This window comes from Hyphomonas sp. UBA4505 (assembly GCF_002388685.1).
Taxonomy (GTDB): domain Bacteria; phylum Pseudomonadota; class Alphaproteobacteria; order Caulobacterales; family Hyphomonadaceae; genus Hyphomonas.
Genome location: NZ_DGMZ01000007.1, coordinates 97938 through 117599, shown reverse-complemented (window position 1 = coordinate 117599; position 19662 = coordinate 97938). Strand labels below are relative to the sequence as shown.

General features: G+C 55.9%; 18 protein-coding genes and 2 tRNA genes. 13 read left to right on the top strand and 7 right to left on the bottom strand.

Going from position 1 to position 19662, the window contains the following annotated elements; genetic code table 11:
* Positions 1 to 2: 2 nt before the first annotated feature.
* From rlmJ to B3527_RS04530, 3 genes are all read right to left on the bottom strand, one after another.
* Positions 3 to 800, bottom strand: coding sequence for a 23S rRNA (adenine(2030)-N(6))-methyltransferase RlmJ (rlmJ, locus tag B3527_RS04540; protein ID WP_290481795.1), 798 nt, complete (start codon positions 798 to 800; stop codon positions 3 to 5).
* 57 nt (positions 801 to 857) lie between these two features.
* A complete protein-coding gene (locus B3527_RS04535; protein WP_290478803.1) occupies positions 858 to 2597 on the bottom strand; it encodes a M28 family metallopeptidase in 1740 nt (579 codons plus the stop codon).
* 97 nt (positions 2598 to 2694) lie between these two features.
* Entirely contained in the window at positions 2695 to 3558 is an 864-nt protein-coding gene (locus tag B3527_RS04530; RefSeq protein ID WP_290478804.1) for a pirin family protein, read from the bottom strand.
* An 81-nt stretch (positions 3559 to 3639) separates the two neighbouring features.
* Between B3527_RS04530 and B3527_RS04525 the strand changes: the two genes are divergently transcribed.
* The 4 genes from B3527_RS04525 to clpX all read left to right on the top strand — a co-directional run bounded on the left by B3527_RS04525 (position 3640) and on the right by clpX (position 7335).
* On the top strand, positions 3640 to 4233 hold the full coding sequence (locus B3527_RS04525; RefSeq protein WP_349677857.1) for a uracil-DNA glycosylase family protein: 594 nt from the start codon (positions 3640 to 3642) through the stop codon (positions 4231 to 4233).
* A complete protein-coding gene (locus B3527_RS04520) occupies positions 4152 to 5210 on the top strand; it encodes an alpha/beta fold hydrolase (RefSeq protein ID WP_290478806.1) in 1059 nt (352 codons plus the stop codon). The genes B3527_RS04525 and B3527_RS04520 overlap by 82 nt, the downstream gene beginning before the upstream one ends.
* Positions 5211 to 5322: 112 nt before the next feature.
* On the top strand, positions 5323 to 5946 hold the full coding sequence (locus tag B3527_RS04515) for an ATP-dependent Clp protease proteolytic subunit (protein ID WP_206990472.1): 624 nt from the start codon (positions 5323 to 5325) through the stop codon (positions 5944 to 5946).
* Positions 5947 to 6072: 126 nt separating this feature from the next.
* Entirely contained in the window at positions 6073 to 7335 is a 1263-nt protein-coding gene (clpX, locus tag B3527_RS04510; RefSeq protein WP_034812364.1) for an ATP-dependent Clp protease ATP-binding subunit ClpX, read from the top strand.
* A gap of 246 nt (positions 7336 to 7581) precedes the next feature.
* Here the strand turns inward: clpX and glnA are convergent, their stop codons facing one another.
* Together glnA and B3527_RS04500 are read right to left on the bottom strand one after the other, a co-directional pair.
* Positions 7582 to 8985 (bottom strand): type I glutamate--ammonia ligase, encoded by a 1404-nt coding sequence (gene glnA / locus B3527_RS04505; RefSeq protein WP_034812366.1) that lies wholly within the window; start codon positions 8983 to 8985, stop codon positions 7582 to 7584.
* Positions 8986 to 9043: 58 nt separating this feature from the next.
* Positions 9044 to 9382, bottom strand: a complete 339-nt coding sequence (locus B3527_RS04500) for a P-II family nitrogen regulator (RefSeq protein ID WP_027837435.1) — start codon at positions 9380 to 9382, stop codon at positions 9044 to 9046.
* A gap of 370 nt (positions 9383 to 9752) precedes the next feature.
* On the opposite strand from B3527_RS04500, the gene B3527_RS04495 reads away from it, so the two are divergent.
* From B3527_RS04495 to B3527_RS04475, 5 genes are all read left to right on the top strand, one after another.
* Positions 9753 to 10292 (top strand): histidine phosphatase family protein, encoded by a 540-nt coding sequence (locus tag B3527_RS04495; RefSeq protein ID WP_290478807.1) that lies wholly within the window; start codon positions 9753 to 9755, stop codon positions 10290 to 10292.
* Positions 10293 to 10301: 9 nt separating this feature from the next.
* Positions 10302 to 11744, top strand: coding sequence for an NAD(P)H-hydrate dehydratase (locus tag B3527_RS04490; protein ID WP_290478808.1), 1443 nt, complete (start codon positions 10302 to 10304; stop codon positions 11742 to 11744).
* A gap of 341 nt (positions 11745 to 12085) precedes the next feature.
* Positions 12086 to 12170, top strand: a tRNA-Leu gene (locus tag B3527_RS04485).
* Between the two features lie 72 nt (positions 12171 to 12242).
* Positions 12243 to 12815 carry a hypothetical protein gene (locus B3527_RS04480; protein ID WP_290478809.1) on the top strand — a complete coding sequence of 191 codons (573 nt, stop codon included), beginning with the start codon at positions 12243 to 12245 and terminating at the stop codon, positions 12813 to 12815.
* A 300-nt stretch (positions 12816 to 13115) separates the two neighbouring features.
* Positions 13116 to 13913: a crotonase/enoyl-CoA hydratase family protein gene (locus B3527_RS04475; protein WP_290478810.1), complete on the top strand. Its 798-nt coding sequence runs from the start codon at positions 13116 to 13118 to the stop codon at positions 13911 to 13913.
* Here the strand turns inward: B3527_RS04475 and B3527_RS04470 are convergent.
* Together B3527_RS04470 and B3527_RS04465 are read right to left on the bottom strand one after the other, a co-directional pair.
* The gene (locus B3527_RS04470; RefSeq protein WP_290478811.1) at positions 13910 to 15109 is read right to left on the bottom strand and encodes a CaiB/BaiF CoA transferase family protein; all 1200 of its coding nucleotides are present in this window, start codon (positions 15107 to 15109) and stop codon (positions 13910 to 13912) included. The two genes, B3527_RS04475 and B3527_RS04470, sit on opposite strands and share 4 nt — an antisense overlap.
* A 108-nt stretch (positions 15110 to 15217) precedes the next feature.
* A tRNA-Ser gene (locus tag B3527_RS04465) sits at positions 15218 to 15307 on the bottom strand.
* A 224-nt stretch (positions 15308 to 15531) separates the two neighbouring features.
* Here B3527_RS04465 and B3527_RS04460 point away from each other — a divergent pair.
* From B3527_RS04460 to B3527_RS04445, 4 genes are all read left to right on the top strand, one after another.
* The gene (locus B3527_RS04460; protein ID WP_290478812.1) at positions 15532 to 16803 is read left to right on the top strand and encodes a septal ring lytic transglycosylase RlpA family protein; all 1272 of its coding nucleotides are present in this window, start codon (positions 15532 to 15534) and stop codon (positions 16801 to 16803) included.
* Between the two features lie 119 nt (positions 16804 to 16922).
* Positions 16923 to 18074, top strand: coding sequence for a D-alanyl-D-alanine carboxypeptidase family protein (locus tag B3527_RS04455; RefSeq protein WP_290478813.1), 1152 nt, complete (start codon positions 16923 to 16925; stop codon positions 18072 to 18074).
* The gene (gene tmk, locus B3527_RS04450; protein ID WP_290944680.1) at positions 18064 to 18723 is read left to right on the top strand and encodes a dTMP kinase; all 660 of its coding nucleotides are present in this window, start codon (positions 18064 to 18066) and stop codon (positions 18721 to 18723) included. The genes B3527_RS04455 and tmk overlap by 11 nt, the downstream gene beginning before the upstream one ends.
* Positions 18720 to 19655, top strand: coding sequence for a DNA polymerase III subunit delta' (locus B3527_RS04445; RefSeq protein ID WP_290478814.1), 936 nt, complete (start codon positions 18720 to 18722; stop codon positions 19653 to 19655). Before tmk ends, B3527_RS04445 begins: the two co-directional genes overlap by 4 nt.
* Positions 19656 to 19662: the final 7 nt, after the last annotated feature.

Sequence of the window (19662 nt, the reverse complement as noted above, 5' to 3'; positions counted from 1 at the left end):
GGTCAGGCTCCCAACGGCTTGTCAGACCACCATGACTGGAGCGCCGTTGCGATAGCGGCACATTCAGCATCCGCCGTCGTCGGTCCATTGAAAACAACCATGGCGGAGCCTTCGAGGGCCGTTTCCTGCAATGCATCGACCGGCCAGCGCGCCCCGTAAACCTTGCAGTCGCCGAGCGTCGTCAGATACTCGCCAAACTCGCTCTCACGACCATCACGAAACAATGGTAGCCATAGCATCAGCACCGCCTTTGGCCATCGCTTCAGGGCTTTGGGAGTCCACAGCGCCAACGCATCAATATCGCGACTTGTTTCGTAACTCGGATCGACCAGACAGACCATGGTTTCACCGCTTCTGGGAGACAGTTTCAGCGCGCTGGCGTATCCATCCGCTTTTTTGATCTGAATACGGTCGTCATCGCCGATGGCATGATTCAAGGCTTCGTATTCAGCTGGATGCTTTTCGAATAACACGTAGCGAGTATCCGTAGGCAGTAGGGTCTGCGCATGAGCGGGAGAGCCGGGGTAGCTATTGATGCCAGCCGTCTCAACGAACTCGACCCATGATCGAAGCGGTTTAGGAGTCTGCCCCTCCAATATGGAGAGAATGCCGTCCCCGGCCTCATCTCCTTTTCGCGCCTGCGGGCCTTCAAGATCGTATCGTCCTCGACCTGAATGTGTTTCCACATAGAGAATGCGATCATTACGCTGTGTCAGGTGACGGCACACCGAATGCAAGACCGCGTGCTTGACTACGTCCGCGCGGTTTCCCGCGTGAAATCCGTGTTGATACGAAAGCATGCGTCAGGTCATTCCATTCAGGAAAAAGTCCCCGCCGAACAGGGCGGGGACGATCGTTTAGTCTTGTTCCAGGCTCTTCTTGCGAACAGATTCGAACTCGTTGCCCGCATACCATGTGGGCCATTCATCAGATTGGGCAATCTGTAGCCCAACCTGGTAAAGCGCCTGGATGTCTTCGGTGAAGCCGGACAGATCCCAATCATCGGAATACTCATCCATTGGCTTGTGATAGCGCTCAGCCGTGTAGACCGCCGCGGCTGCCTTGCCTGCAGCCACACCACCATCGACCTTGTCCTGACCGCCATCGGCGTACAACATGGGCACGCCCTTCTTGGCCAGGGAGATATGGTCCGAGCGATAGAAATAGCCGGCTTCGGGTTTGGCATCCGGCTTGATCACGCGGCCTTGCTCGTCGAGCACATCTTTCAACATGTCCTCGAGCTCGGACGCGCCGTATCCGACAACTACCATGTCCTTGGTCCGGCCGATCGGCAGCGCACCATCCATGTTGATACCCGCAACGACTTGGCGATGGGGCACCAACGGATTTTCGGCATAATAGGCAGAACCAAGCAAACCGGATTCTTCGAGCGTCACAGACAGGAAAAGGGCCGACCGCTCGAGTTCTTCGCTTGCCATGGCTTCTGCAATCTCGAGAAGCGCGGCAGAACCGGTCGCATTGTCGACGGCGCCGTTGAATATCTGGTCCTGATAGAAATCCTCGCCCGGCGCGCCGGTCTTTTCTTCAGACTTCTTTCCGAGGTGGTCCCAGTGTGCTGTGTACAGCATGTATTCATCCGGCGCGGTTGCCCCTGGGAGTTTTCCGACAACGTTCCGGCTTTCAAGCTGTTCGATCACTTGCGAAATCTTCCCGCTCGCCTTTATTCCGTCCAGCGCGACAGGTTCGAAGTCTTTTGATTTTGCCTGTTGTTTCAGCGTTTCCAGATCGAGGCCTGCACTGGCAAACAGGGACTCGGCTGTGTCTCGTGTAATCCAGCCTTCGAGCATTGTACGCTCAGCGCCGCCATCGGCACGCACGAGATCTGACTGCGCACCGCTCCACGAGTTGGAAACAACATCCCAGCCGTATGAGGCTGGTTCGGTCTCGTGAATGACAATAGCGGCAGTTGCGCCCTGTCGTGCCGCTTCTTCAAACTTGTATGTCCAGCGCCCGTAATAGGTCATGGACTTGCCCTTGAAGAGGTCTGGGTCACCGGTTGCAAATCCGGGATCGTTGACAAGCATAACGACAGTTTTACCGGTGAAATCCTGATCCGCGTAGTCGTTCCAGTCATATTCCGGAGCGACAGATCCGTAGCCTACGAAAACAACGTCGGTGGGATCAAAGCTCAGCTCATTGGCATTTTGGCGCTTCGTCCAGAAAACAACGTCTTCCTTTGGCGTCATCGGCAGCTCGGTACCATCGGGTGTGGTAAGCTTGAAGTATGAGGCGCCCGTGTCGACCGTTTGGTTCACCATTTTGACCGTCTGGAAAAAACTTCCATCGTCTCCCGCAGGCGTCAGACCGATGCGCTGCATCTCAGCCGCAATCCAGTCGGCCGACGCTTCGCCAGCCTCGGTCCCCGGACCGCGGCCTTCGAATGTGTCGTCGGCAAGGGTTTTGATGCGAACCGCGAGGTCATCCGCTGTAATATCCGCACTGGTCTGATCTGGCAGCGGCATCAACAATTCAGATGATGCTTCAGGCTCCGTTGTGATCGGTGTGTCCGTCGCGGTTTCTTGTGCGCCGCAGGCCGCGAGCGTTAGCACGGACGCCGAAATGAGTAGTCGCTTCATTTTTGTATTTCCCCGTCAAAGACTCTTGTTGGTCATGATCTGGCACGAGCGATATCAATCGGCAAGGAAGGGGTTCACCAGAAATCTGGCCCCAGAATCACGAGGGAAGGGGAATCCACTCATCCTCATCTCCCGGAACCGCAGGAAATCTTGCCGTGCCCCCAGCTTGTATTGCAGCTGTCCAGTCCGCTCTGGCCGCGGCTATCTTTTCGGCGTCGCTCGAGACGAAATTCCAGTTGATCTTTCGCGGAGATTCCATTGGTGCGCCGCCGCAGATAACTGCTTTTGTGCCAGGAGCCATAACAACCGGCACATCCACATTCGGTTCAAGCACAGCCATACGGCCAACGCCTATCATCGTATCACCGACTTTGGCTTCGCCCGTCACCACATAGAGGGCGCGCTCCAGAGCGAGATCGCCAGGCAGGACTATTTCGGATTCGAACGTCGCTTCGAGAGCGACGTAAATGATCGGCCATGGAAACGAAACGGGTGATGTTTTGTCCCACGCAGTCCCGGCAAGTACTTTGACAGTCACATTGTCCACCAGGAACTCCGGTAGAGTATCGGCACTATGGTGGACAAAGGTGGGCGCGCCGTCCTCCTCATCCCTGGGCAGGGCAACCCAGGTCTGAAGGCCGTGCAAGTTTTGCCCGTTTACGCGCTGAGTATCTGGAGTGCGCTCCGAATGAACAATGCCTCGCCCCGCCGTCATCCAGTTGACGGCTCCGGGCTCGATCACCAGATCGGTTCCGAGTGAATCCCGATGCCGGATTGCACCATCAAACAGGAAAGTGACGGTCGCCAGACCGATATGAGGGTGGGGGCGAACGTCAAATGTCGAGCCCGGCGGATATTCAGTCGGACCGAAGTGATCGAAGAACACGAAAGGCCCCACAGATTTGTGGGCGTGAAATGGAAGAATTCTTCGGACCAGAAAACCGGCCCCGAGATCATGCATACGGGGGTCAATAATGTGGGATATGGGCATCGGCTCGGGCCTTCTGCAATCAGGACACAGTTAGAAACTGTATGAAACGCCATGTCTCGCCATTTGAAAACACAACTCGAAAAAATTCGGGCATGCCGACTGTGCGAAGGCCAGATGGATCGCCCCCCAAACCCAATCCTTCAAGCGCATTCCGGTGCGCGTATTCTGATTGCGAGCCAGGCACCGGGCAACAAGGCTGATCGCTCTGGCGTGCCCTTCAATGATCCGTCGGGATCGCGGCTTCGTGACTGGATGCAGATATCTGAGCAAGATTTTTATGATCCCAGAAGGGTCGCCATCCTGCCAATGGGCTTCTGCTTTCCCGGATATGACCGAAATGGCGGCGACCGCGCGCCCATGCGGATCTGCGCCCAGACCTGGCGAACGCAAACACTGGACCTGTTGACGAATACTAAAGTGACTTTGCTCATCGGTGCCCAAGCGAAGGCTTGGCACTTGGGTGTTCGACGCAAGTCGAGCTTGACTGAAACCGTTCGATGTTGGAAGGAGTACACAAGTGAGCGAATATTCACACTACCGCATCCGAGTTGGAGAAACACGTCTTGGCTAAAACGCAATCCCTGGTTCGAACAAGAGGTCTTACCCTCCTTGCGCGCCGAAGTGCGTGGGGCTTTGGCGCCCTGATCCTTTTTTACGCGACCTTCCTGCTCTCGGGGTGCGTTCATCCCGTCACGGCTGGCTCACTCGCCAATGTTACCAACTCCGTTCCACAATTTCTGCCTGAGCGTGATGTTTTCATTTCTCATGACGGCGCAGAACTTGGTCTGACGGTCTGGGCCGCGCAGACTGACCACGAGCCAGAGCATGTGGTTGTCGGCGTGCATGGCATGAACGATTTCGCCAATGCCTTCCATATGGCGGCACCTTACTGGGCTGAGCATGGCGTAGTGACATATGCTTATGACCAAAGGGGTTTTGGACGCTCGCCGGGCAGGGGGCTATGGCCGGATGAAGAATTGATGCGGGAAGATCTCCGCACGGCTGTTGCGGTCGCACGTCGTGCACATCCCGATGCAACCATCACGGTTGTCGGCATATCTATGGGCGCCGCCGTCGCCATTTCGGCTTTCGGCTCAGACACACCCCCTGACGCAGACCGATTGATCGCATCGGGTCCAGGCTTGCGCGGTTGGGGCGCGATGAACCCACTCTACCGAGCCAGCCTGTGGATGTCGGCTCACACCAATCCCGGCTGGATCGTTCGACCACCAGCCCGCTTTGTACGTATCGAGCCCAGCGATAATATCGATATGCTCCGGGAGACTTGGGCCAACCCCCTGATGTTGCGGGAAAACCGAATTGATCAGGTTTATGGAGTCGTCTCACTGATGGAGACAGCTCATGACAGAATCGCTGACCTTCCGGTCGATTTGCCCGTGTTGATTTCCTATGGTGCGAACGATTATGTCATCCCCCCACATGGCGTTGAGCGATCAGCGAATTTCCTGCCCGCGCATGTTCGGACGGTCTATTATGAAAAGGGGTATCATATGCTGTTGCGTGATCTGCAGGCTGAAACCGTGCACGCCGATTATCTCGCTTTCATGCAACATCCGGACGCCGATCTACCAAGTCGTTCATCAGAGTGGCCGTTCCGCTAACTGTTTCCACAGCGGAATACCTCTTGCAGTGATGCACGCGTAGACAAATATACGTCTCTCTGCCACTTCTGTGCAGTAAAGATTCCTTTGAGAAACCATCAAGGCCCAATTCATGACGACTTCTTTCCAGACAGCGCTCAACCTTGTTCCCATGGTTGTGGAGCAGACGAGCCGCGGCGAGCGGGCTTTCGACATCTTCTCGCGCCTGCTGAAAGAGCGGATCATCTTCGTTACGGGCGGCATCGATGACAGCATGGCTGCCCTCATCACCTCGCAATTGCTCTTCCTTGAGTCGGAAAATCCGAAAAAAGATATCGCAATGTATATCAACAGCCCCGGCGGATATGTTTCCTCTGGTCTCGCGATCTACGACACGATGCAGTATATTCGATGCCCCATTTCCACGGTGTGTATTGGTCAGGCCGCCTCCATGGGGTCGCTTCTGCTTGCTGCTGGCGAAAAGGGTATGCGTATCGCGCTGCCGAATGCGCGCGTGATGCTTCACCAGCCTTCGGGTGGATACCAGGGTGTCGCAACCGATATTGAGCGCCATGCAGAGGAAATCATCGAATTGAAACGCCGTCTCAACAATATCTATGTCCGCCACACGGGCCAGGAATATGATGTGATTGAGCGGAAGCTGGATCGGGATACGTTTCTGACCGCAGAAGAGGCCAAGGAATTTGGCATTGTGGACAAGGTCTTCGAGCGCCGGACGGCCGAGGATGATAAATAGGGGACCTCTCTCACGTCATTGCGGCCTGCCTCTTGCAGGGCAGGCTGATAACCCTATTGTTTCAATAGTACACAACGCGCGACGTCTTAAAGACGAAATTAAGCCTTACCCGGCATTGAGGATGGCATGACTAAACAAAATGGCTCAGGCGATTCCAAGAACACACTCTATTGTTCGTTTTGTGGAAAAAGCCAGCATGAAGTGAAGAAGCTGATTGCCGGCCCGACCGTGTTCATCTGTGATGAATGCGTTGAACTCTGCATGGACATCATTCGCGAAGAGAACAAGACCTCAATGGTCCGGTCTCGCGAAGGCGTCCCGACACCGCAGGAAATCTGCGATGTGCTGGATGACTATGTCATCGGCCAGGTGCATGCGAAGCGGATTCTTTCGGTTGCCGTGCACAATCACTACAAACGCCTCTCACATGCTGGAAAAACAGACGGCGTCGAGCTGTCCAAATCCAATATCCTGCTGGTCGGGCCAACCGGCTGCGGCAAGACACTGTTGGCTCAGACATTGGCGCGCATCCTGGATGTGCCGTTTACGATGGCTGACGCAACAACGCTGACGGAAGCTGGTTATGTTGGTGAGGACGTTGAGAACATTGTCCTGAAGCTGCTGCAGTCGGCTGATTACAATGTCGAACGTGCCCAGCGCGGCATTGTCTATATTGATGAAATCGACAAGATTTCCCGCAAGTCTGACAATCCATCGATCACGCGCGACGTGTCCGGTGAGGGAGTTCAGCAGGCACTCCTCAAGATCATGGAAGGTACGGTTGCGGCTGTACCACCTCAGGGCGGTCGCAAGCATCCACAGCAGGAATTCCTGCAAGTGGACACGACCAATATCCTGTTCATCTGCGGCGGTGCCTTTGCCGGACTCGACAAGATCATTGCGTCACGCGGAGATGGGGCCTCCATCGGTTTCGGCGCCTCATTGAAGGAATCGGAAGAGCGAGGTGTTGGCGAAATCCTTCGTAACACTGAGCCCGAAGATCTGCAGCGCTTCGGCTTGATCCCGGAATTCATCGGGCGTTTGCCAGTCATCGCGACACTGGAAGACCTGGACGAGTCTGCGCTGATCAAGATCCTCACAGAGCCCAAGAATGCCTTGCTGAAACAATATCAGAAGCTGTTCGACATGGAGAGCGTTGAGCTCAACTTCACGCCAGAGGCTCTGACAGCCGTTGCTCGTCGCGCTATCGCCCGGAAGACGGGTGCACGCGGACTGCGTTCGATCATGGAAGGTATCCTGCTCGACACGATGTTCGAGCTGCCAAACCTGCGCGGTGTGGAAGAGGTCGTGATCAATGGCGAAGTGGTCGAGGGCAATGCCGAGCCACTCTACGTCCACGCCAAGAAGAGTCAGCCGGAAGCTGGCTGATTCAAATACAGATCCAATATTCAAGCGCCCCGTCCAAATGGTCGGGGCGTTTTTGGTTTCAGGCCGGAATATTGGCACAACAGAAAAAGCAGTTAGAGGCCCAGTCCTCGACGCTCGGGAGCCGCTCGAGGCTTTTCTGCCGAGTGTAGTTCGGTTTTCTGTGAGGTTTTAAAGCTGGATAAAGAAGAGGCCGGTACCTTGCGATACCGGCCTCTACAAGGGTTAGAGGAGAGAGAGAACAGGCCCCTAGACCTTGTAGTACATGTCGAATTCCACCGGATGTGGGTGGAGTTCATAGCGCATGTTCTCTTCCATCTTCAGCTCAATATAAGCATCGATCTGGTCGTCATCGAACACGCCGCCCTTGGTAAGGAATGTACGGTCTGCGTCGAGCGCTGCAAGCGCTTCTCGCAGTGAGCCGCACACTTGCGGGATCGATTTCGCCTCTTCAGGCGGCAGATCGTAAAGGTCTTTATCCATGGCGTCGCCCGGATGGATCTTGTTTTCGATACCATCAAGACCAGCCATGAGCAGGGCGGCGAAGGCCAGGTACGGGTTTGCCGTAGGGTCCGGGAAGCGTGTTTCGATACGCTTTGCTTTCGGATTGGAACCGAACGGAATACGGATTGAGGCAGACCGGTTGCGCGCAGAATAGGCGAGCATCACGGGTGCTTCGTAACCGGGGACGAGGCGCTTGTAGCTGTTCGTCGAAGGGTTGGTGAGGGCATTCAGAGCGCGCGCATGCTTGATGATGCCGCCGATGTAATACAGGCACTGCTCAGACAGGCCAGCATACTGGTCACCGGCAAAGAGCGGCTTGCCACCGGACCAGATAGACTGGTGAACGTGCATACCGGACCCGTTGTCGGCAAACATCGGCTTCGGCATGAAGGTTGCCGTCTTGCCGTAAGACGCTGCCACATTGTGGATTACGTATTTATAAAGCTGAAGACGATCTGCCATCGTGGTGAGCGTCGAGAATTTCAGCCCCAGTTCGTGCTGTGCTGGCGCCACTTCGTGGTGATGCTTCTCAGGATCAAGGCCGATGTCGGCCATCACGGAAAGCATTTCAGAGCGCATGTCCTGTTCGGAGTCGACCGGCGGAACAGGGAAATAGCCGCCTTTAGGTCCTGGGCGATGGCCCATATTGCCCATCGGGTACTCTTTGTCGGTGTTCACCGGCAGTTCGGTCGAGTCGAAGCTGTATCCGGTCTTGTGGGGCTCAGTGGACCAGCGAACATCATCGAACACAAAGAACTCAGCTTCGGGGCCAAAGAATACCGTGTCGCCCACGCCGCTCGACTTCACATATGCTTCGGCCTTCTTGGCCGTTGTGCGTGGGTCGCGATTGTAGGCCTGCCCCGTGATCGGGTCGAGGATATCACACATTACAGCCAGCGTGGTCTGCTGGAAGAATGGGTCAATCATGGCCGTGCTGGTGTCAGGCATCAGCACCATATCGGACTCGTTGATGGCTTTCCAGCCAGCGACGGATGAGCCGTCGAACATCTGACCTTCGGTGAAGAAATCATCTTCGACCATGTTCTTGTGAAAAGAAACGTGCTGCATCTTCCCGCGAGGGTCGGTGAAGCGAAGGTCGACGTATTGGACGTCCTCATCCTTCATAAGTTTCAACAGGTTATCGGCCATTGGAATTTGCCCTCCAGTAAACAGCTTCTGTAGTTTTTGGTATTAGACGACCTAGCCCTTAAAGGGCTGCGTCGCCTGTTTCGCCCGTGCGGATTCTTACCGCATCAGTGATGTCAGAAATGAAGATTTTGCCGTCACCGATCTTGTCAGTATGAGCAGCTTTCTTGATCGCGTCGACTGCGCCTTCTACCGCACTGTCGGCAAGCACAATTTCAATCTTAAGCTTGGGCAGGAAGTCGACCACGTACTCCGCACCGCGGTAGAGTTCCGTGTGTCCGCGCTGGCGCCCGAAGCCTTTGGCTTCAACAACGGTCATTCCTTGCAGACCAATCTCTTGCAGCGCCTCCTTAACATCATCCAGTTTGAAAGGTTTGATGATCGCCTCAATTTTCTTCATGGCCCGTATCTCCCAGCCGTTTGGTTCGTGTAGTCAACGGGTATGCGCCTTCTGCGATGGAAGCGAGACCCAGTATGAGAGTTAGCATCAGGTTGATAGGGCGTGATCGAATTTTGGACTTTGCTGCCCTTATTTTGTGCGAAACACCTTCTGACCTCTAATGCATGTTGCAGGTCCGGCAAAGGAATTGCCTGTTCGTACATCGCTGCAGTTCAAGGCGCGACCTTAGAGTATCGTCGCGTGAATGATTGAATCTGTTGGATATTTGCGCGAAGCAGGTTTGAAACCATCTCGCACCGGTTCCCTTCCTCAAGGGTGATCGACCTTACAATTATTGAAAGTCGGAACAGCCGCTGGCTTTGGAGGATTCATGCTCTATCTCGTCCGTCATGGGGAAGCTGCCGCGAGTTGGGGCAACCATCCCAACCCGGGTTTGAGCGATCTTGGGCACCGTCAGGCCGAATCTGCTGCAACAGAACTTCACGCTCTGGGCGTGAGCCACATTGTCAGCAGCCCGATGCAGAGATGCCGCGAGACGGCGCGCCCGTTGGAGGCACGTCTTGGTCTAACCGCAAGCATCATTGAGGAAGTGTCGGAAATTTCGACCCCGGAAGACATACACGATCGCGTTGAATGGCTGCGCGTTTTCATGGGCGGCACATGGGAAAATGAAGCCAGCACACATCGTGCCTGGCGAGATGCCCTGATCGCTCGCCTGGAAGGCCTTCCCGACAATACAGTCGTCTTCACACATTTCGTGGCAATCAATGCAGTCGTCAGCAAGCTTCAGCAACGTGCCGAGACGCTTGTTTTCCGCCCAACCTATTGCTCAGTTACCACTCTGGAACGCAGCGCCGAAGGTCTGAAAATTCAGCAGCTGGGCAGCGAATCCGATACGCGCGTGCTATGAGCCTGCACTATGGGCAGACCTATTCTTACTCCGCAGGAAATGCGGGCCGCAGAAGAAGCACTTTTTTCCAGCGGCACTGACAGCTTCGACCTCATGCAACGCGCTGGAAACGCCGTAGCCGAGTTCGTCCATGCACAATGGCCGGAAGGCCGCATCCAGGTTCTGTGTGGCCCAGGTGGCAATGGCGGAGATGGGTTCATCGCCGCGGCGAAACTGGCAAAGCTTTGGCGAGACGTCGAAGTATTCTGCCTTGTGGACAAGCAATCTCTCAATGGAGATGCTGCTAAGGCAGCGGCCGAGTGGGAGGGCGAGATCAATCCACTCAATGCCGCGTTGGAGGCCCCACACGATATAGTTCTGGATGCTCTGTTTGGTGGCGGCCTTTCCCGACCGCTTGAGGGCGTTCCAGCAAAGCTGGCGGAGCGCGGCGGTCCCGTTGTCTCGATTGATGTACCTTCCGGCATTCATGGCGAGTCTGCCAAACCACTTGGCCCGTGTTTCCGGGCAGAAGGAACCATCACATTCGCTGCGTTGCGGCCGGCACACGTCCTGTTTCCGGGTGCCGCATATTGCGGAGGCATATTCGTCGCAGATATTGGTGTGCCGGTTCAGAGCAAACTGCTCGAAAACAGCCCCATATTGTGGGGACGCAATCTACCTCAGCCGGGGCAGGGCAGCCACAAGCATGCCCGAGGTCATTTGGCCGTAGTCAGTGGAAATGTCGCATCGACGGGCGCGGCGCGTCTGGCCAGCCGCGCGGGGCTGAGGGCCGGTGCCGGGCTCGTGACTCTGTTGTCTCCGCCGGATGCTGTTGCGGTAAATGCCAGTCATCTGACTGCTGTCATGCTCAAGGAAGTGTCGGATGCTGAGCAGCTGCGCGAGAGTATTGAATCCGCCAGCACGGTGATCCTCGGGCCTGCCGCGGGCATCACGACCGGCACAAAAAAGAATGTTGAGTGTTTGCTTTCATCGAAATCGAAGGCTGTTCTCGACGCAGATGCCTTGACCGTCTTCGCCGATGATAAAGATGGCTTCTACAGACAGCTGCGGTCAGATGACCTGATTACACCTCATATCGGTGAGTTCAATCGACTCTTTGGTGACCTGCTGGACTCAGAAGTAAACAAGGTCGAAGCGACGCGCAAAGCGTCCCGAATGACTGGCTGCGTCGTCCTGCTGAAAGGCCCAGACACCGTTATTGCCAAACCAGACGGTATGGCCATTGTGAACACACACGCAACGCACTGGCTTGCAACGGCTGGATCTGGCGATGTTTTGGCGGGCATTGCAGGCGGTCTCATGGCGCAGGGTGTTGATACGTTCACCGCGGCGGCCATGGCCAGTTGGCTGCATGGCGAAGCCGGACGCCGCGTTGGGGCAGGGCTGATCGCCGAAGACCTGGAATCTGAACTTCCCGATATCCTGAGCGCCTTGCACGGCGAACAGCAATAAATTCGCAGCCCCTGCGTGGGTTTGGTGTTGAAGCGTGGTCATGGCTCGCGTAGGAAAACCCGTCATGCGGATGTGGCGGAATTGGTAGACGCACTGGATTTAGGTCCGTACTTCGACCATTCTCGACCATGAGTCCAACTCATGTGGCACGCCGTGTAATCCTCAGCAGTGACAGTGGATTACAGCCCCCTGATACATGCTCTACTTCGTACAGATTCCTATCTGGAATCATAAAATGGCATGATCTGTGGCGCGGACGGCAGTATTCTGTCACCCAGAGTCAGAAAAGCCCCTTGGTGCTTCCTTGTAACTATGGCAATCACCGGGTTCGCAATCGCGTCGCGGGTATGACGGAATTGGTAGACGTGCGAGATTTAGGTTCTCGTGTCGCAAGGCGTGGGGGTTCGAGTCCCTCTACCCGCACCACTCACGCGGGAAAGCGCGTGCTTCGCCTTCAACTCGAATTGACGTAAACTCTTTGAACCGGGAGGGGTTCAAATGAACTACAATTCGAGGTGGCAGGTCTGGTTTCGTCGAGTTGTCGTCGTATGCTTGATTTTGGGTGTGATCATTTTCTATTCAATAGATAGCGATCATGAATTGAGACGGCTGCTACCAATCGGAGCTGCAGTCGTTAGCGGTCTCTATGTAGCTTTGATATTCGTGGATGGAATTGCCGCCCTATCCGACTATCGCCGTACTGGGTTTTTCTCAATTCGATATGGGTTGCTGCTCGGCGTGTGTTTGTTCGCTGCTGGCACATTATTACTCAATACTGCGGACTATTTTGCGGATTTCCGTCTTCGCGAAGAAAGCTGGAGCGATGTCAGAATTATGCTGGATTGGGCAACGAAGGGCGCACTTTTTGATCTAGTAGAGTCATTTGACCTAGAGGCCTCCAATTACGAGGCAGCCCACAACAAGTTGCTCTTCGATTGTATCGAGTTTTTGTTTCGCTTAGTTTGGGGAGCTTGGACCGCTTACATGCTATCCTCAGTATTCCTTCATATACGTAGCCGCATTTGGCGTAGACTGCTCAACCGACAGAGAAGTAGTCGAGATCAAGTTTAACCCTCGCGGCAAGTGGCTTATTGTTCACGTCATATTCTGTGGCACGCACCACATCTGCGCCCGAGCGCAATACAACATAGCCCACACGGTGGAGAGGGAAGCCACTAGATGCTGATGGTTGTAGTTATCGCACTGGATTTAGGTTCCAGCGCTGCAAGGCGTGGAGGTTCGAGTCCTCTCATCCGCACCACTCACTCAAAAATCAAACTCTGACCGCGCGGCAAGCGGCCGTTTGCCGGATGGACAATCCTGTGCTCGCCTGCCAGCAAGGCATTCAGAAAACACGGAGGATTTCCAGACATGTCGATCGTGACAACAGAGAAGCGCGGATCCATCATGATCTTGACGCTGAACCGCCCCGATAGCCTCAATGCGCTGGGGGCGGAGGGTGATGGTTTGGCCATCGCAGCTGCATGTAGTGAGATTGTTGCGGACGCTGAAATCCGCTGCGTGATTTTGACGGGCGCTGGCCGGGCATTCTCCGCCGGCGGCGACGTGAAAGCGATGAAAGAGGGCACCGGCGCGTTCGGCGGCGCGCCGCATGACATCCGTGAAGGTTATCGCCGAAACATCCACTTGATTGTGAAATCGCTCTACAATCTTGAAGTACCGATGATCGCGGCCGTAAACGGGGCCGCGATTGGTCTTGGTTGCGACGTCGCCTGCATGGCCGATATTCGCATAGCCTCCGACAAGGCCAAGATGGGCGTCACCTTCCTGAAGCTTGGCCTGATCCCCGGTGATGGCGGCGCATGGCTGCTGCCCCGACTGATCGGATCATCCCGCGCAGCTGAGCTTCTGTTCACGGGCAAAGTCATTGATGCCGCCACAGCAGAAGACTGGGGTCTCGTCTCGAAAGTCGTCCCGGGCGATACGCTGATGGACGAAGCCATGGCGCTGGCCGAGCAGATTGCTGCGCAGCCACCTCAAGCCTTGCGCCTAGCAAAAACTCTCATGCGTCATGGCACCAATGCTTCCTACGAAACGATCATGGAAATGTCCGCCGCCTCTCAGGCCCTCATGCACAAGACTGAGGACCATATGGAGGGAGTGGACGCGATCCTTGAAAAAAGGACGCCCGAGTTCAAGGGCCGCTAAGACACAATTCCGTCTGTATAGAGACTCGCGATGGCGTCGTCCGTCAGACCCAGTTGATCGAGTACATCCCGAGTGTGCTGACCCAATGCGGGCGAGGGGCCTTTAGGCCCGTCGTCTGCGCCGGGAAAACGAACTGGCGAGGCTGGCGAAGCATAAGTTGAGCCATCGCCCTTCGCGCTCGGTGTCTGAACAATCGCGCCTGCAGCGATGGCTTGCGGATCTTTGGCCACTTCGGCCAAAGTCTGGACAGGCGCCCAGGCGAGGGATTCCGCATCCAGCCGTTTGGCCATCTCGGCCTTGTCGTATTTTGCGAACCCCTCATCTAGAATGTTTACGACTTCGGCCCTGTTCTTCCGGCGCGCCTTGGCGGAAGTGAACCGCTCATCTTCAATCAATTCCTCCCGGTCGATCGCTCGACAGATCGGGGCCCAATCGACTTCACCTTGCCGGGATACGAGACACATCCAGCTGCCATCTCTGGTTTCGAAAAAATTGGTGATGGGGACATTTTGCTCATGGCGGGATTTTGTTGACGCAACCCGGTCAAAAAAGAGCTGGATCGCAAAATCGGAACCGAGTGCGTACAGACCGGCGCGAAAGAGGGAGGCTTCAACCAAACGCCCCTTGCCTGTCCGCCCAGCCTCAACCAGCGCCGCGCAAATTCCGGCTGCAGCCGACATCGAGGTCGTATGGTCTCCGAATGCCGTGCGATTGGCGAACAGATCTTCGCCTTTCGGAACGGTCAGTCTGGCAACACCCGTGCGGCTCCAGAAGCTCGCGATATCAAAGCCGGGGCGATTCGCATCAGGCCCTTGCAGGCCGTATCCGGTAAGGGAACAGTAGACCAGTTTCGGGTTTAACTCCTTCAGGCTGTCATAATCCAGGCCGGACCGTTCGAGGCCACCGGGGCGGACATTGGTCAGAAACACGTCGGCATCGGCCACGAGCTTGCGTACGAGCTCCTGCCCCTCTGGCTTGGACGTGTCGACCACGATGGATTTCTTGCCGCGATTATCGAAATCGAACACAGGATTGTCGGTTATGTCCGTCCCGATCGTCTTGAAGAAAAGTCGGATCGGGTCACCACCCGGCGGCTCTATCTTGACCACATCGGCGCCCCAATCGCTCAAGATCGATCCTGCGCCTGGCGCTGCCATATAAGTCGCATATTCTACGACCTTGATACCTTCGAGCATGTATCCTCCTGATGTTCTGGTTTTGCCAAAGTTTTGCAGGAAGCGCTTGCCAATGGCCAGCCTGACCAAAGGTCAGCTCTCGAAACCCACGCATACTGTAAGGCCACATGGCGGAGGAAGAGGGATTCGAACCCCCGGAGCCCGCGAAGGCTCAACGGTTTTCAAGACCGCCGCATTCAACCACTCTGCCATTCCTCCGGCGCCCGGTATGTCCAACAGAGGAAGTGGTTTTGCAAGCCCTCATCTGCGAATGCTGACCGCTCGCAAATCGTGAATCGATCACTAAGAGACATTTGCGGTTTCGTGAGAGAAGGTTCATCCTGCATCCACCTTGGCGTGGTAAACAAGCCAGGTACGGCAGAAAAGCCGGACGTTCAGGCGCAAAGCGCCGAATAGAAACTCAGAATGAGGTTACATCGCGAATGCGCGCGCCATCGACCAAAATCACCGATCGCCTTCCCGCCTTTATTGTTGCCACTTTTGCCGCTGCTTTCGTATCAGCGCCCGCATGGGCCGATCCCGCACCAATCGTCTTCAAGTCGCAAGAGCCAAGCGCCCGAATTTCAACAGAACGTCAAAACGTCTTCATTGCACCAAGCCAGGCCCAGCCCAGCCCAGAGAAAGCCAAAGCACGGGTCCAGTTCAGTTATCCGGGAACGTCGCCGAAGCCTGCGCCTGTACAGTCTGCCTCAAACTCCTCAAATTCGGTGCCGAGATTTTCGAACCCGGCAAGCGGGACAAGAGAATATGCCAGCATAAGCGCACCAATAAGTGGCACACCTGCGCCTGTCGCAACACAGCCAACATCCGCAAAACCATTTGATCCGCAAGCCGCCGCTCAACGTATCGCTGCAGAACGAGCACAGTCCGAAGTCCTGACAGAATCTCTGCCAAATCTCGCTGGCGCTCCCGAACCTGTCGCAGAGCAGGGGGCCGGTGCCCCAACGGCAACAGATGCGCGTCGTGTTGCCACCAGCCTGACACCCGCTGCAACGCATTCGGTTCAGCCTGAAACCGTACCCGTCTTCGATGAAACCGGCGCGGCCATCATCTATGGTGACGAATTCCAGGGCCTGCCGACCGCAAATGGCGAAACCTTCGACCAATCTGCGCTTATGGCCGCGCATCCGAACCTGCCTTTGCCGAGCCTGGTTCAGGTCGTGAATCTTGAAACAAACACAGAAATTGTTATGCGCGTGAATGATCGCGGACCTTTTGAAGATGGCGCCATGTTGCAAGTCTCCGAGCGCGCCGCTGTGGAACTCGGCATGACCGGGGCAGGGCGCGCCAATGTGCGAATTCGTTATCTGGGCCCTGCTCCTGTCATGGCTCCAAAACCGCAACCGATTCTGGTTTCTGACAATAATGAAACGCGCGCGCCCTCAGTCACCACAGCTTCTGCGCCAAGTCCTGTTTACGCCGCGAGCCGGAGCAGCACGCCAAATTATGAGCCTGTTTCGGTCGGGAATTACTTTGTTCAAGTTGGCGCATTCTCGCAAATTTCGAACGCTGAGAGCCTCATTCAGTCCATGCCGACCAATATGAGCGCCCAAATTGATCCGGCACGCGTAAATGGCGCAGACTTTTTCCGGGTGCGCGTTGGCCCCTTCATGAACCGGGATGCTGCTGATCGGATAAACAATGATCTTCACCGCTACGGCATATCCAACGGTCGGGTGGTTTCCCAGAACTGACCTGACGACCGCATAGCCACCATTGACGCTGACCACAAACCGGCCCTTTTTCCTGTATAAACGGGAAAAAGGGCCGTATTGGTTTCGGCCAACCGTTCAGCACATTTCGGAGGCTTACAATGCTGCCAAAAACCCAGATCCTCACCGCCATTCTGATGGCAGTCGCAGCGACGGGTTCGGCCCAGGCACAGATCATGGATACGCCCGCCAGTCATGCTGTGATCATGGATCACGAGACGGGCACAATACTCTTCTCCAAGGATGGCGCGGAACCCATGATCCCCGCCTCCATGACAAAGATGATGACGGCCTACCTCGTGTTCGAACTGATTGATCGGGGGGAGATTTCCCTGACCGACAAATTCACCGTCAGCGAAGACGCGTGGCGCCGAGGTGGTTTCCCGTCTGGTACATCGACAATGGGACTTGCGCCCGGCGATACGCCAACCGTTGAAGAACTTCTGCACGGCGTAATCATCATGTCTGGCAATGACGCCTGTATCGTGTTGGCTCAGGGTATATCGGGATCAGAGGAAGCCTTTGCACGGCGTATGACCTCCCTCGCCCATGAACTCGGCATGAGTTCTGCGAACTTCCAGAACACGACCGGCCTTGAGGCCGTTGGCCACGTTATATCTGCAGAAGACCTCGCCAAGATGGCGAAGCTCACTATCGACAAGTATCCGCAATACTACGACTGGTACGACATGCCGTCATATACGTGGCGCGAATATACGCAGGCAAATCGCAATCCATTGCTCAGTATTGAAGGCACTGATGGCCTCAAGACGGGTCACCTCGAGGTTTCGGGATATGGACTCACCGCCTCCGCCGTTCGTGACGGCGTACGGCGTACAATCGTCATCAACGGTCTTGAGAGCATGGCGGCGCGAGCCCAGGAAGGCGAACGCATGATGCGGATGGCATTCCAGAGCTATGATCTGAAAGTGATCACGCCGGAGAGCGTCGAGCTACCGGAAGTCAAAGTCTGGCTCGGTCAGCAACAAATGGTGCCGGTTTCGCTCGCCAGCAAGATGACGATAGCCGGCCACAAGGCTGCGCTTGAGAAAGCGACATCGGAGATAGTTCTTGATGGTGCGCTCGAGGCGCCTATCCGTGCTGGCGACACGGTCGGAAAACTGGTCGTGACTGTAGAAGGTCAGGTTGCAACCGAAGCGCCTATCGTTGCGGAGGCAACGGTCAAGAAGCTCGGCTTCTTCGGCCGAGCAGTCGAAGGTCTCAGCCAGATGATCGGCGGCAATGATGGCTGAGGTCTCGCCCCTCAGATTCATTACGCTCGAAGGCGGTGAAGGTACAGGCAAGTCCACGCTTCAACACGCTTTGGCAGAGCGCTTGCGGGCTGAGGGCTTTGACGTCGTCACAACGCGCGAGCCCGGCGGCACTCCACTGGCAGAAGCTGTTCGCGAACTTGCATTGCATCCGCCCGCTGGCGCGGACTGGTCGCCAATGAGCGAAGCCTTGCTGATGAATGCCGCCCGCAGTGACCATTTGGAAAAATTGATACGGCCTGCACTGGCTGAGGGAAAATGGGTGATCTGTGATCGCTTTGCGGATTCCACGCGCGTGTATCAAAGTGTCAAAGGCGGCGTCTCGTCCAATGTCCTCAAATCGATGGAAAGCACCGTCTTGGGAGACACGGTACCAACACTGACGCTCGTTCTTGATGCCCCCCTCGAAACCACCGCAGGCCGCAGATCTGCGCGCAATGGTCCGGACGATGCCTTTGAAAAGCGCGCTACTGACTTTCATCACGCAGTCCGTCAGGGATTTATTTCGCTGTCGCAAGAAGAGCCTCTGCGTTGCAAACTGATAGATGCTTCTCGGGATATCGCCAGCGTGTACGCAGCAGCCTGGCGCATCGTGTCTCAAACTTATGCATTGAATGAGATGGCAGGATGAGCATCGCCTGGCCTCTGTATGGGCACGATACGGCTGAGGCTTCGTTTCTGGCATCGGCAACAACCGGCAAGCTACACCATGGCTGGCTGATCGAAGGGCCATCAGGAATCGGTAAGGCCACAATGGCAAACCGGCTCGCCGCTTACATGCTCGGCGCTCGCGGCCCGGAAGCAGCGCCGCTTGATGCAGATTCTTCTGACCCGGTTGCGCGAACCTGTCTTACCGGCGCTCATCCCGATTTGCGCGTGGTACATCGCGAGTTGAACGACAAAGGCAAGCTACGCCAGGATATCTCGGTCGATCAGGTGCGTGAGCTGATCCAGTTCTTTTCCCTCAAGCCCGCACAAGGTGGGTGGCGCGTCGGCATTATCGACTCGCTGGACGAATTGAATCGAAATGGTGCGAATGCCTTGCTCAAGACACTTGAAGAACCACCGGAGCATAGCATCCTGTTTCTGGTGAATCATGGAACGACACCTATCCTGCCAACCATTCGGTCGCGCTGCAGAGTCCTGCGAGTCTCGGCACTGGGTGATGAAGATACAAAACGCGCATTGGAAACCGCCACCGCGCCGGCTGAAGCCGCGTCTTTGTCCAAGGGGCGACCAGGCTTGGGAATACAGTTATCTACGCCGGCAGGTCTCGCGGCATCTCACGCGGCCAAGGTCCTTTTGCGCAGCCTGCCGAGACCGAATGACGGGCTAGTGACGGACGCGCTCCAGACTGCAAGTGCTGACGATACCGCCATGCAGGCGTTTCAGGAGGAAATTCTGACATGGCTGGCGCAGCGCGCAGAACGGGAGCCCGCCGCAGCCAAGGCTTGGCTGGAAGTATCCCGGCTCGCTGGCGAAGCGCGCGCCCTGAAGATGGATCCTGCTCAAACGGCATCCAAGCTGATTGCAGGGCTTTATAGCGCTGCAAAGGCGCATTAAGTCGTCA